At 67.4% G+C, this 13,030-nt stretch carries 9 protein-coding genes; 3 read left to right on the plus strand and 6 right to left on the minus strand.

Going from position 1 to position 13,030, the window contains the following annotated elements; genetic code table 11:
* Positions 1-11: 11 nt before the first annotated feature.
* The 3 genes from LIN44_RS21260 to LIN44_RS21270 form a co-directional block, all read right to left on the minus strand.
* Complete coding sequence (locus LIN44_RS21260) at positions 12-803, minus strand: SDR family oxidoreductase (protein WP_227316214.1); 792 nt, start codon at positions 801-803, stop codon at positions 12-14.
* A 621-nt stretch (positions 804-1,424) separates the two neighbouring features.
* Complete coding sequence (locus LIN44_RS21265) at positions 1,425-2,603, minus strand: sulfotransferase (RefSeq protein WP_227316215.1); 1,179 nt, start codon at positions 2,601-2,603, stop codon at positions 1,425-1,427.
* Positions 2,600-3,721, minus strand: a complete 1,122-nt coding sequence (locus LIN44_RS21270; protein WP_227316216.1) for a DUF1214 domain-containing protein — start codon at positions 3,719-3,721, stop codon at positions 2,600-2,602. The genes LIN44_RS21265 and LIN44_RS21270 overlap by 4 nt, the downstream gene beginning before the upstream one ends.
* Before the next feature lie 80 nt (positions 3,722-3,801).
* Here LIN44_RS21270 and cysD point away from each other — a divergent pair, with 80 nt between their 5' ends.
* The 3 genes from cysD to LIN44_RS21285 all read left to right on the plus strand — a co-directional run bounded on the left by cysD (position 3,802) and on the right by LIN44_RS21285 (position 8,171).
* A complete protein-coding gene (cysD, locus tag LIN44_RS21275) occupies positions 3,802-4,830 on the plus strand; it encodes a sulfate adenylyltransferase subunit CysD (RefSeq protein WP_255638631.1) in 1,029 nt (342 codons plus the stop codon).
* Positions 4,830-6,752, plus strand: a complete 1,923-nt coding sequence (gene cysN, locus LIN44_RS21280; protein ID WP_227316218.1) for a sulfate adenylyltransferase subunit CysN — start codon at positions 4,830-4,832, stop codon at positions 6,750-6,752. The genes cysD and cysN overlap by 1 nt, the downstream gene beginning before the upstream one ends.
* A 255-nt stretch (positions 6,753-7,007) precedes the next feature.
* Complete coding sequence (locus LIN44_RS21285) at positions 7,008-8,171, plus strand: helix-turn-helix transcriptional regulator (protein WP_227316219.1); 1,164 nt, start codon at positions 7,008-7,010, stop codon at positions 8,169-8,171.
* 179 nt (positions 8,172-8,350) lie between these two features.
* On the opposite strand, the gene LIN44_RS21290 is transcribed toward LIN44_RS21285, so the two are convergent.
* Genes LIN44_RS21290 through LIN44_RS21300 form a run of 3 tightly spaced genes read right to left on the minus strand, consistent with a single transcriptional unit; the run spans position 8,351 to position 13,028 of the window.
* Positions 8,351-8,737: a hypothetical protein gene (locus LIN44_RS21290; RefSeq protein ID WP_227316220.1), complete on the minus strand. Its 387-nt coding sequence runs from the start codon at positions 8,735-8,737 to the stop codon at positions 8,351-8,353.
* A gap of 52 nt (positions 8,738-8,789) precedes the next feature.
* A complete protein-coding gene (locus LIN44_RS21295; protein WP_227316221.1) occupies positions 8,790-11,894 on the minus strand; it encodes an efflux RND transporter permease subunit in 3,105 nt (1,034 codons plus the stop codon).
* A gap of 9 nt (positions 11,895-11,903) precedes the next feature.
* A complete protein-coding gene (locus LIN44_RS21300) occupies positions 11,904-13,028 on the minus strand; it encodes an efflux RND transporter periplasmic adaptor subunit (RefSeq protein WP_227316222.1) in 1,125 nt (374 codons plus the stop codon).
* Positions 13,029-13,030 lie beyond the last annotated feature (2 nt).

Here is a 13,030-nt window from a genome sequence, read left to right on the forward strand (position 1 = left end):
GTGCTGAGGTCTCAGGGCATGAAATCGCCACCATTGGCGTCGAGCGAGGCGCCGGTGATGGCCCTGGCGTAGTCTGACACGAGAAACAGCGCAGCGCGCGCGCAGTCATCGTCGGTCGGCATGCGGCCCAGCGCGATCTGCGCGGTGACCGGCGCGATCACCGTGTCTTCGCTCACGCCCTGCTCGGCGGCGGCGTGGCGCACATAGCCCTGCACCGGCGCGCCCCACATCCAGCCCATGAAGATGCTGTTGGCGCGGATGCCGTGCGGCCCCAGCTCGCGCGCCAGGTACTTGACCGCCACCGCCAGCGCGCCCTTGGACGCCGCGTAGCCCGATTCGCCCGGCATCGGCTTGCGCGTGGCCTGGGTATTGATCATGACGATGGCGCCGCCGCCCTGCGGCTTCATCAGCGCCGCCACTTCCTGGGTCAGCGTCATGGTGCCGAAGACATTGGTGTCGAACACCTGCCGCCACACGTCCAGGTCGGCCGCTTCCACCGGCTCGGGGAAATTGCCGTGCTGGAAGGCGCTGTTGACCAGCGCGTCGATGCGGCCGAAGCGGCGCAGGGTTTCGCCGGCCAGGTGCCGCGACTGGGCGCGGTCGGTGATGTCGGTCACCACCTTCAGCACTTCGCAATCGGCGCCCAGGGCATCGATGCGCGCCTGGGCCTCGTCCAGCCTGGCGGCGGTGCGCGCGGCGATGGCCACGGCGCGGGCGCCTTCGCGCGCGGCCTCAACGGCCAGCTTGATGCCCAGGCCGGGGCCGATGCCGGATACGATGACGATCTTGTCTTTCAGCAGCATGTTGGTGTCTCCAATTTCGGTGATCTTGAGAGCCTGTCAGAATGGCCGAGTGTTTGCTCCCCTCTCCCGCTTGCGGGAGAGGGGCGGGGGTGAGGGCCGGCGTGTGAAATAGCGACAGCCTTTACTTCGTGGACACTCCCGCCCTCTCCCCAACCCTCTCCCGCAAGCGGGAGAGGGAGTACGCAAGTGGCAGTTGGAAAGCCGGAGGCAATTGAACGCGCTGAGCGCTTGCTGGCCGCCGTTGGTTTGCTCCCCTCTCCCGATTGCGGGAGAGGGGCGGGGGTGAGGGCCGGCGTGTGAAATAGCGACAGCCTTTACTTCGTGGATACTCCCGCCCTCTCCCCAACCCTCTCCCGCAGCGGGAGAGGGAGTACGCAAGTGGCAGTTGGAAAGCCGGAGGCAATTGAACGCGCTGAGCGCTTGCTTGCCGCCGTCGGTTTGCTCCCCTCTCCCGCTTGCGGGAGAGGGGCGGGGGTGAGGGCCGGCGCTGGCAATAGCGACGCGCTTCACTTCGTTGACGCTCCCGCCCTCACCCCAGCCCTCTCCCGCAAGCGGGAGAGGGAGTACGCAAGCGGGAGTTGGAAGGCCTGTGGCGAACGATCCCGCTGCGGCTTTTCCCGATCATCTGGTTGCTTTGCGGTTCAGCACGTGCCGCGCGCGGTAACCGGCAAAATCGCGCTCAAGCTGTGCCTGGCTCAGCCCGAACCGTTCGGGCGTATAGGCGTGCGCCGCGCGCTGGTTGCGCGGGTTGCCTTCCATCCACGCCCACATGCCGGCGCGCGCGGCCTCGGTCAGCGGCATGCCGGCGAAGCGGTAGACCGCCTGCGCCACGCCGAAGGGATCGCGCACCGTGTCCTCGAAACGCACGTCGAGGAAGCGCTCGGCGGGCATGGCGTCGCGCACGGCCGTGGCGTGGTCGGTGCCGCGCCGCATCTGTTCGCTCCACTGGCGGCCCACCGCGACCGGATCCGGATCGTCGGCATACAGCTGCCACAGCGTATGCGCCATGCTCGCCATCGACGGGATGGTCTGGACCGGATCGCGGTGGGTCAGCACCACCTGCGCGCCCGGGAACACCCGGAACAGCACTTCCAGCGTATGCAGGTGCTGCGGGGTCTTCAGCACCCACCGCCGCGCCGGTGTCTCGCCGCGCTGGCGCTTCTGCCACTGCAGGAACTGCAGCATGGTCTTCAGGCAGGCATAGACCTCGGTGTGGTCCTGCTGCGCCAGCCAGCCGGTATAGGACGGCACGTTGGCATAGGAATCCATTGCGCACAGGAACGAATGCTCCATCAGCATGAATTCCTCGTCCGCGGCCATCGCATCGAGCGGATGGATGGCGAGGATGTCGGGGATACATTCGATCATCTGCGCCACTTCCGCACGCGCCGTGGCGATGCGCCGGCTGGGGTCGCGCACGTCCTCGCCGGGCAGCGGCGCCGGGTAGCGGGTCTCCCACCACGCCGCCGAGCAGAAGCGCGCGTCGGTGGCCAGCATGCGCTGCAGCAGCGTGGTGCCGGTACGCGGCAGGCCGACGATGACCAGCGGGTCGTCCACGCACTCGTGCAGGATTTCCGGATGGCGCCGGCAGTAGTCCTGCATCACCAGCCGGTTCACCAGCTGGCCCTGCAGCTTGCCTGCCAGCATGTGTGCGCCTTGCGGCGACAGGTTGGCCTCGCGTGCCAGCGAGTCGGACAGCACCTGCAGCGCCTCGCGATAGTTGCCCGGGCCGAAGTCGTCCAGGCCGCCGGCCTGCTCGCTCGCCTGCGCCAGCAGGCGTTCCACGTCGATGGCGTTCATGCGTTGTTCTCCATGGGGAATTCACCGAGCGATGCCAGCTTGACCACGCGCGTGCGCGGATGCGCGGGCTGCGCCGCGCCGACCCAGCGCCAGCACATGGTGCCGTGGCGATGGCCCGCAGTTTCCAGCCAGTTGGGCAGGCCCGGGTCGCGCGCACTGAGGATGACGGTGACGCCGCCGTCGGCGTTCAGCCGCGCGCCGTGCTTGTTGAGGCAGATGTCGTGGTAGCGGTAGTCGAGCGATTCCATCCAGTAGTTGTTGATCTGGAAGTTCCAGAATTCGCAGTCCGGCACCCGGTCGACCTCGACCACCAGCGCCTCGTCATCCGCGAGCCGCCAGCACGAGTGGTAATAGAAGATGTTGGGATCGCCGCCGGCTGCCTGGCAAACCGCCTGGTCCGCCGGCGGCAGCGCGTTGACGTGGCCGCCATAACCCTCGGCCCAGTCGGCGAAGATGCGCGCGGTGCTTTCGACAAAGCCTGCGGCGCGCAGCAGGCCGGCATGCAGGCGCTCCGCACTCAGCACGGGCGGCTTGCCGTTGGCGTCGATGCGCTCGATCTGCAATTCCGCTGGCGTCTCCGCCTTGCGGTCGAGGAAGGTCTGACGCACCACCAGTGCATTGGTGGCCGGCTCGATGCGCACCCAGTTGCCCGGCTGCGGCTGCGCGCTCAGGACGATCTCGAAACTGCCGTCCGGCGCAACAGCAAGCTGGTTGCTGTCGAGAAAACCAGTCTGGACCATGCGCCCGTCGGTTTCATAGCCGCCCTTCTGCGTGCCGAAGCTCAGGTACGCCACCGTGCCGCGCCGGCCGCGGATGCGGTATGCCGCGCTGCCGTCCAGCCGCGCGTAGCGGTACAGGTTGTCCGGGTTGTCGGCGCCGATCTTGGCGGTCTCGTGCGATGGCGAGAAGAATCCCGGGAACGCCGGATCGGCGAACTCCACATGCATCTCCAGCGCAATGCGCAGCAGGCGGCTCAGGTAGCGGAAGCCCTCGGCGCGCGTGAGCGCATCCGCCGGCGCTTCCGGGCGCAGGATCTGCTGCCCGCTGCGCTTGAGCACGTCGCAAAACTCGGCCCAGGTCTGGCCGCCCAGCAATTGGTCTTCGGCGGAGGTCGCCATCTGCCTGCTCCCGTGGTTCGTCGGCGCAGCAACGATACCCAGCACGGGGCGGCGCCTTCCTCGTCCGGGTGGACTAGGAAATGCGCGCCGCCGCCCGCGATTTCTTAGTCCGCCCGGACGAAGTGGTGCAGGCCCGCGGCTCGCTACCTTCTGGCCATGCCCGACGGCCGCGACCACCCGGCGCGGCGCCGGCAAACCAAGAGGAGACCCCGATGTTGACCCACCTGGAGCAACTGGAGGCGGAGAGCATCCACATCATGCGGGAGGTGGTGGCGGAGTGCGAGAACCCCGTCATGCTCTATTCGATCGGCAAGGACAGCGCGGTGATGCTGCACCTGGCGATGAAGGCCTTCCATCCCGCGCGGCCGCCGTTCCCGCTGCTGCACGTCGATACCACGTGGAAGTTCCGCGAGATGATCGCGTTCCGCGACCAGACCGCGGCCCGCCTCGGCCTGGACCTGCGCGTGCACATCAACCCCGAAGGGCTGGCACGCAACATCAGCCCGCACGAGCACGGCTCAGCCGTCCATACCGACGTCTGGAAGACGCAGGGCCTGAAACAGGCGCTGGACCACTACGGCTTTGACGCGGCCTTTGGCGGCGCGCGCCGCGACGAGGAAAAGTCGCGCGCCAAGGAGCGCGTGTTCTCGGTGCGTACCGCGCAGCATCGCTGGGACCCCAAGATGCAGCGCCCCGAACTCTGGCGCCAGTACAACACGCGCAAGCGCAAGGGCGAAAGCCTGCGCGTGTTCCCGCTGTCGAACTGGACCGAACTGGACATCTGGCAATACATCTACCTCAACCAAATCCCCATCGTGCCGCTCTACTTTGCGAAGGAGCGGCCAGTGGTGGAGCGCGACGGCACGCTGATCATGGTCGACGACGAACGCCTGCCGCTGCGCCCCGGAGAAACGCCGCAACTGCGCAAGGTGCGATTCCGCACCCTGGGCTGCTACCCGCTCACCGGCGCGATCGAGAGCGAGGCCGACACGCTCGGCGGCATCATCGAGGAAATGCTGCGCGCGACCACGTCGGAGCGCCAGGGGCGGCTGATCGACAGCGATTCGGCCGGTTCGATGGAAAAGAAAAAGCAGGAGGGATACTTCTGATGGACACCCTGACCGACAACGCGCCGGCGATGGCGCAACCCGCCGGCACGCACGGCGATATCGCTCAATATCTTCGTGCGCAGCAAAGCAAGAGCCTGCTGCGCTTCATCACCTGCGGCAGCGTCGACGACGGCAAGAGCACGCTGATCGGCAGGCTGCTGTATGAGTCGAAGATGCTGTTCGAAGACCAGCTGGCCCAGCTCGAAGCCGATTCGAAGAAGATGGGCACGCAGGGCGAGAACCTCGACTTCGCGCTGCTGGTGGACGGCCTCGCCGCCGAGCGCGAACAGGGCATCACCATCGACGTCGCCTACCGCTTCTTCGCCACCGACAAGCGCAAGTTCATCGTCGCCGATACGCCGGGCCATGAACAGTACACCCGCAACATGGTCACCGGCGCCTCCACCGCCGATCTCGCCATCCTGCTGGTCGATGCGCGCCGCGGCGTGCAGACCCAGACGCGCCGGCACAGCTACCTGGTGGCCACGCTCGGCATCCGGCGCGTGGTGCTGGCCGTCAACAAGCTCGACATGGTCGATTATTCGCGCGACGTCCATACGCGCATCGAGAAGGAATACCGCGAGTTCGCGCGGCAGATCGGGCTGACCGATATCGTCTGCATCCCCATGTCGGCGCTGCGCGGCGACAACATCACCGCCCCCAGCGCCAATACACCGTGGTACCAGGGCCCGACGCTGATGGACCACCTCGAGAGCGTGCCGATCGACCACGTGCCCGCGCAGGATGAGCCGTTCCGGCTGCCGGTGCAGTGGGTCAACCGCCCCAATCTCGATTTCCGCGGCTTTGCCGGCACCGTCAGCGCCGGCGCGATCCGGCGTGGCGACCGCGTGCGCGCCCTGCCCTCCGGCCGCGAAAGCCGCGTGACCGGCATCGTCGGCGCCAACGGCGAATGCGAGCACGCCATGCGCGGCCAGGCGGTGACGCTGACACTGGCGGACGAGATCGACGTCAGCCGCGGCGACGTGCTGGCCTGCGCCGAAGACCCGCCCGCGGTGGCCGACCAGTTCGAGGCCACGCTGGTCTGGATGAACGAGGACGCCATGCTGCCCGGACGCCCTTACCTGCTCAAGCTCGGCACCCGCACCGTGGGCGTGACCGTGGCGCAGCCCAAGTACAAGGTCAACGTCAACACGCTCGAGCACCTGGCCGCGCGCACGCTGCAGCTGAACGAGATCGGCGTCTGCAACCTGCACCTGGACCAGGCGGTGGCGTTCGACCCGTACGCGCGCAACCGCGAGCTGGGCGGCTTTATCCTGATCGACCGCCTGACCAACAACACGGTCGGCGCCGGCATGCTGCACTTTGCGCTGCGCCGGGCGCAGAACGTGCACTGGCAGGCCATCGATGTCGACCGCCGCGCGCATGCCGCGCTCAAGCACCAGTCGCCGCGCATCGTCTGGTTCACCGGCCTCTCCGGCGCGGGCAAGTCCACCATTGCCAACCTGGTGGAAAAGCGCCTGCATGCGCTCGGCCACCACACCTACCTGCTCGACGGCGACAACGTGCGCCACGGCCTGAACAAGGACCTGGGCTTTTCCGAAGCGGACCGCATCGAGAACATCCGCCGCGTGGCGGAAGTCGCCAGGCTGATGCTGGATGCGGGGCTGATCGTGCTGGTGTCGTTCATCTCGCCGTTCCGCTCCGAACGCGAGATGGCGCGCGCGCTGGCCGGCGACGGCGAGTTCATCGAAGTCTTCATCGACACGCCGCTGGCGGTGGCCGAGCAACGCGACCCCAAGGGCCTGTACCGCAAGGCGCGCCGCGGCGAACTGAAGAACTTCACCGGCATCGACTCGCCCTACGAGCCGCCCGAGCGACCCGAACTTCGCATCGACACCACCGCCGACACGGCCGAGCAGGCGGCGGAGCGGATCGTCGCATGGCTGCGGGATAGGCCTTAGGCCGAATGGACGATGAGGCGGAGGGTGGGGTCGGTACGATGGGCAAAAGGGATTCTGCCGCGCCTGCCCCAGGGCCATCGCGCTTTCACGACCGACGGCGTACTCCCTCTCCCGCTTGCGGGAGAGGGTTGGGGTGAGGGCGGGAGCTTCTGCGAAGTCAAGCCTGCGGTATGCCACCGCCTGCCCTCACCCCCTGCCCCTCTCCCGCATGCGGGAGAGGGGAGCAAACCGGCGGTCCACCGAAACGCCTCGATCATGCTGCCAGCCGCCCTCCCAGCTTCCCTCCATGCCTCCCTCCCTGCGGCCGAACTCAGCGCCCTCCTCGCCCAGCTCTACCAGGGCCCGACCGAACCCGTCCCCTGGGCCAGCTTCCTCGAAACCCTGCGCCAGCGCCTTAACGCCACCTTCGTCACGCTGGTGCTGCGCCACCCCGCCACCGACCGCCCCGGCCTGATCGTCAACGCCTCCGACTACGGCCCCCACCTGCCCGGCGAGCCGTCATACAGCGAGCAATACTATGCGCTGTGCCCGTTCCTGGACCTGCGCCCCGACCGGCTCTTCAGCGCCGACGAACTGTTCGGCGAACCCGGCTGGCTGGCGCATCCCTTCTACGCGCAATACCTGCAGCCGCTCGGCCTGCGCTACATCCTCGCAGCCAACCTGGTCACGCCGGACGGCGTCGAATGCGCGCTGTTCATCAGCCGCACCACGGCAGGACAAGACTTCAGCAGCGCCGACAAGGCGTTGCTGCAGGACCTGCTGCCGCACCTGAAGCGCGCCGTCGACCTGCACGCCGCGCTCGATGTGCTCGCCTCCGAACGTTCCCTCTACGCCGACGCGGTCGACCGCATGCAGGTAGGCACGGTCATCCTCGACGAGCACGGTCACTGCATCCGCACCAACGACGTCGCCGGCCGCCTGCTGCGCGCCGGCGACGGCCTCTACCTGGCAGACGGCGCGCTGCACGCGCATTGCCCGATGGAAAACCGCAGGTTCCGCAAGATCCTGGAGAGCGCCGCCCAGGCCCACGCGCTGGCCACGCGCAGCAGCGAAGTCACCACCCTCAGCCGACCCGCCGCGCCCACGCCGCTCAGCGTGCTGGTGCGCCCCATCCCGCTCAGCTACCGCACCGAGGACAAGGCCCGCCGCCCCGCGGTAGCCGTCTTCATCCGCGATCCCGCGGGCTCGCCGCGCAACACCCACGCCAGCCTGCGCAAGCTGTTCCACCTGACGCCCACCGAGATCGAACTGGCCCTGCTGATGGTCGACGGCCTGACCCTGGATGAAGCCGCGGTGCGGCTGGGGGTGAAGAAGAACACGGCGCGGGCGCATTTGCGGGGGATCTTTGCGAAGACGGGGGCGACGCGGCAGGCGGTATTGGTGAAGATGTTGTTGTCTAGTGTGGTGGGGATGGGGTGAGGGGCGGCGGGATTTTGGTTAGTGGGTCAAGCCACTCGACTGACTGCTCATGGTGGGATATGGACCTGCCATCTACCTACAGACGCCGCGCAGCCCAGCAGACATTAGCCATTGGGCCGGTTGCAACGCAAGTTTGCCCCCGGCTTCACATCGCGCCCCGGATGAGCCAGCGTGGCAATTCACTTCGCGACAAAGCGCGCCGTCACGGTCTTGCCGCCGGCAAACCTGATCGTCGCGACCAGCTTGGAGCCGGCTTTGAGCTGCAGCTTGTCAGCCGCCACCAGCGCGTTGTCCGTCCCCGGGGTTAGCGCCGTTTCCGTCTTCTGGGCGCCGGTCAGCACCGTCAGCTTGCCGCTGGCGCGAGCCACCGGCAGTTTCTTGTCATGGTCGTCGACATAGATGGTGACGGCGCCGTCCTTGTTGACCAGTTCGAACTGCAGGTCGCTGGCGGTCTGGACGATGCCGCCGTACTGAGCGGGCTTGGCGCCGTGGGCCATGGCCAGACCGGAGAGGCCGGACAGTGCGAGGCTGCCGGCAAACAACATGGCTGGAATCTGCTTCTTCATCGAATACTCCGTTGTTGCAGCGACTTGGGGGCGTCGCCACCAAAGCCCGTCATCAGTACGCCTCGCCCGCCGGTTGCGACAGGATCCGCTCCAGCGGACGGCGCCCGAACAGCCAGAACGCCAGCGGTGTCAGCACGGAATCCAGGATGGTCGAACTGACCAGCCCGCCGAAGATCACCACCGCCACCGGGTGCAGGATTTCCTTGCCGGGCGCGTCGCCCGCGACCAGCAGCGGCACCAGCGCGAACGCCGCCACCAGTGCCGTCATCAGCACCGGCGTCAGCCGTTCCAGCGACCCCCGCACGATCATCGGGATGCCGAAGGTTTCCCCCTCCAGCCGGCACAGGTTGATGTAGTGGCTGACTTTCAGGATGCCGTTGCGCGTGGCGATGCCAGTCAGCGTGATGAAGCCGACCATGGACGCCACCGACAGGGCCAGGCCGCCGAGCCACATCGCGATCACGCTGCCGATCAATGCCAGCGGGATGTTCGCCATGATGATCAGCGTCAGCGTCGCGGAACGATAGCGTGAGTACAGCACCAGGTAGATCAGCGCGAGCGACACCAGTGACAGCAGCACGATCCATTGCGTCGCCTGCTCTTGCGCCTGGAATTGCCCCTCGATGCTGACGAAGTAGCCGCCGGGCAGCCTGGCGCGCGCGACCGCGCCACGCACATCGTCGATGATCGTCGACATGTCCGAGCCATCGGTATTGGCATAGACCACGATGCGCCGGCGGCCGTTCTCGCGCCCGATCTGATTCGGGCCGTCGCCGTCCTCGACGTTGGCGATCGCCGACAACGGCACCGCGCCACGTGGCGAATCCAGCATGACCCGGGACAGATCCTGCGGCGTCCGACCGGTATCGGGCAAGCGCACCACCAGGTCGTAGCGGCGCACGCCTTCGATCAGTTGCGTCACCCGCGTGCCTTCCGACAAGGTCTGCAACGCTTTCAAGGCCTCGCCTGCCGGAATGCCATATTGCGCGGCCTTGCGGTAGTCGAGCCGCACATTGACTTGCGGAACCAGCACCTGCCTTTCGACCGTGATGTCGACGAGCCCTGGAATGGCGCCAAGCTGCGCCCGCACGTTCTCCGCCAGGCCGCGCAGCGTATCCAGGTCATCGCCATAGATCTTCAGCGCGATCTGGGCCCGCACGCCGGACAGCAGGTGATCCAGCCGGTGCGAAATCGGCTGGCCGATCGCCACCGATGCAGGCAGGCTGGCGAGCTGGGCGCGAATGGCAGCCATCACCTGTTCACGGCTGCGGTCAGAGCGCTTCAGGTCCACGTCGATCTCGGACGAATGCACGCCCTCGGCATGTTCGTCCAGTTCGGCGCGGCCGGTGCGCCGCCCGACTTGCGTGACCTCCGGCACCTGCCGGATCAGCGTTTCCGCCAGCGCGCCCATGCGGTTGGCTTCCGCCAGCGAAGTGCCGGGATTGAGCATCAACGACATGACCAGCGAACCTTCGTTGAAGGCCGGCAGGAAGGCGCGCGGCATCCATGGCACGGTGGCAGCCGCCAGCGCAACGGCGATGGCAGCCACGGCAAGTAGCGGCTTCGCCCGCGGAAATGACCAATGCAGGATGCTGGTATCGGTCCGCTTGAGCCACGCCACCAGCGGGCTGTCCGGATGTTCCAGCCGCTTCATCCGCGGCAACAGGTAGTACGACAGGACCGGGGTCACCGTCATCGACACCAGCATCGAAGCCAGGATCGACACGATGTAGGCGATGCCCAGCGGCGCGAACAGGCGCCCTTCGATACCCGGCAGCGCAAACAGCGGCACGAACACCAGCACCACCACCAGCGTGGCATAGACGATGCCGGAGCGGACTTCGACCGAAGCACGCCAGATCACCTCCAGCACTGGCGGTGGGTTCTCTTTGCCAGCGCGCTGCCTGAGCCGGCGCAGGATGTTTTCGACGTCGACCACCGCGTCGTCGACCAGCTCGCCGATGGCAATCGCCAGGCCGCCCAGCGTCATCACGTTGATCGACTGTCCCAGCAGGCGGAAGGCCAGCGCGGTGACGGCCAGCGACAGCGGGATCGCCACCAGCGAGATCGCGGTGGTGCGCGCGCTCAGCAGGAAGGCGAACAGGATCACGGTCACCATGATGGCGCCGTCGCGCAGCGCTTCGACGACATTGCCGATCGAGGCTTCGATAAAGTCAGCCTGGCGGAACAGCACCTGCGGTGCGGACAGACCCGCCGGCAATCCCTGCTTCAGTTCGCCCAGCGCCGCTTCCAGGTCACGTGTCAGGCGTACCGTGTCGGCCGCGGGCTGCTTCTGCACGCTGACGATTACGGCCGGCTTGCCATTGAAGCCAGCGTCGCCGCGCTTGAGCGCGGGGGCATAGCGCACGCCGGCCACCTGCTCCAGCAGCACCGGCATGCCTTCCTTGTAGGCAACGGCCAGACCTTTCAGGTCGTCAAGCCGGTTGGTGCGCCCAAGGTTGCGGATCAGGTATTCGCGGCCGTTCAGGTCGATGAAGCCGCCACTGGTATTGGCCGCGAAGTCGCGCAACGCGGCTTCGACCTGCGGCAGCGCCACGCCGAACTGTGCCATCCTCGCGGTGTCCGGCTCCACCCGCAGCTGGCGCACCTCGCCGCCGATCGGAATGACCTGCGACACGCCGGCCACCGACAGCAGGCGCGGCCGCAGCACGAAGTCGGCATACTCGCGCGCCTGCATCGGACTGGCCTTGGCCGGATCGATCGGCAACGCGATCAGCATGATCTCACCCATGATCGACGAGACCGGGCCGAGCATGGGCGTCAGCGCGCCTGGCAACTGCTCCTTCACCAGCGCCAGCCGCTCTGACACCAGCTGGCGGTTGCGGTAGATATCGCTGCCCCAGTCGAATTCGGCATACACGATGGAGAGGCCGACTCCCGACACCGAGCGCACACGCGTGACACCGGGCATGCCGTTCAGCGCGGTCTCGATCGGGAACGACACCAGCAGCTCCACTTCCTGCGGCGCCATGCCGCCGGCTTCGGTGATCACGGTCACCAGCGGCTTGTTGAGATCCGGGAAGACATCCACCGGCGTGCGCCAGGCGGTCAAGGCGCCGTAGGCCATCAGGATGAAGGCAACGGCGAGGACCAGCAGCCGATTGGCGAGGCTGGCGCGAACCATCCAGTTGAACATGCGCGCCCCTCAGCGGATCTGGTTGATCAGCGCCGCCCCGGACACTACCACCCGGTTCTCCGGCGACAGGCCCTTGACCACCACCACCGTGCGCGCATCCAGCACGCGGGCCTCCACCGGTTGGGCGATAAAGCGCTGCGCGCCGGACTTGATCCACACCACCGGCAGGTTGCTGGCGTTGCGGACCAGGGCCTCGCTGGGCAACGCGATGCCCTTGACCGTATCGGTCAGCGTAGCCACCACGGTTACTGGCTGGCCGACGGCAAGCGGCACCGCGTTGCCAGTCAGCCGGAACGTCAACGGCACGGCGCCATGCTTCAGGCTGCGCCCGGCGCCGACGAAATCCAGCTTGCCACCGTCCGGTCGACCCAGGGTGCCAGCCTGGATGCGGTTGGCCAGCGAAGCATCCGCGGTGTTGGCCTCGATCAGCATCCGCGCCGGGTCAACCACTTCGTACAGCACGTCGCCAGCAGCGACTACCTGGCCGGCCAGCACATTGGCGGTGGCGATGACACCACTGGCTGGCGCGGTCAGCGTGTCGGTCAGGTGCAGGCTCTTGCCCACCGCCTCGCGCTGGCCGGAAAGGCTCTGGACTTCGGCGCGGGCGGCTTCGATTTCCTTGCGCGGGATGCTGTCCTGCAACGATTCCAGCCGCTGCAGCCGCTGCCGGGCCAGCTTCAGGTTGGCGCTCAGATTGGCCAACTGCGCCTGCTGGTTGCCGATATCGAAGGGCTCGTTCTTGTGCCGTAGCACGGCCAGCACCTGGCCTTTGGTGACACGCTGCCCGAGCACCGGGAAGCCACCGGGTGGCGGCTCGATCCAGCCCGGGTGCCCCGCCTGCAGCCGCCCGCCCGCGTTGGGGTCGATCGCCACCACGGCATTCAGCTCCACGGTCACGGGGTGCAAGGCTTCCTGCGGCATCGTAGTCCGTATGCCCATGCGCCGTTGCGCGAGCTTGGGCACCTGGACACTACCGTCGGGCAGCCGGGCCAGGCCGCCGCTGCCGGACACCGCCCCGGGTGCATCAAGATGTTCGCCACCGGGGCCGTGGGCTCCGGGTCCGGCCACTGCCGGCATGATTGCGCAGGCAGCCAGCGCGATGGCGATCGTTGCAAAACGCTTTGTCTTCAGCATGG

Origin of the sequence: Cupriavidus sp. MP-37 (assembly GCF_020618415.1) — a bacterium.
Classification (GTDB): domain Bacteria; phylum Pseudomonadota; class Gammaproteobacteria; order Burkholderiales; family Burkholderiaceae; genus Cupriavidus.

Excerpts from the sequence above, each read along its gene's own strand:
- LIN44_RS21290 (WP_227316220.1), bottom strand. The coding sequence starts at position 8,737 with ATGAAGAAGCAGATTCCAGCCATGTTGTTTGCCGGCAGCCTCGCACTG.
- LIN44_RS21285 (WP_227316219.1), top strand. The coding sequence starts at position 7,008 with ATGCTGCCAGCCGCCCTCCCAGCTTCCCTCCATGCCTCCCTCCCTGCG.
- LIN44_RS21260 (WP_227316214.1), bottom strand. The coding sequence starts at position 803 with ATGCTGCTGAAAGACAAGATCGTCATCGTATCCGGCATCGGCCCCGGC.
- LIN44_RS21300 (WP_227316222.1), bottom strand. The coding sequence starts at position 13,028 with ATGCTGAAGACAAAGCGTTTTGCAACGATCGCCATCGCGCTGGCTGCC.
- LIN44_RS21265 (WP_227316215.1), bottom strand. The coding sequence starts at position 2,603 with ATGAACGCCATCGACGTGGAACGCCTGCTGGCGCAGGCGAGCGAGCAG.
- LIN44_RS21270 (WP_227316216.1), bottom strand. The coding sequence starts at position 3,721 with ATGGCGACCTCCGCCGAAGACCAATTGCTGGGCGGCCAGACCTGGGCC.
- cysN (WP_227316218.1), top strand. The coding sequence starts at position 4,830 with ATGGACACCCTGACCGACAACGCGCCGGCGATGGCGCAACCCGCCGGC.
- cysD (WP_255638631.1), top strand. The coding sequence starts at position 3,802 with ATGCGCGCCGCCGCCCGCGATTTCTTAGTCCGCCCGGACGAAGTGGTG.
- LIN44_RS21295 (WP_227316221.1), bottom strand. The coding sequence starts at position 11,894 with ATGTTCAACTGGATGGTTCGCGCCAGCCTCGCCAATCGGCTGCTGGTC.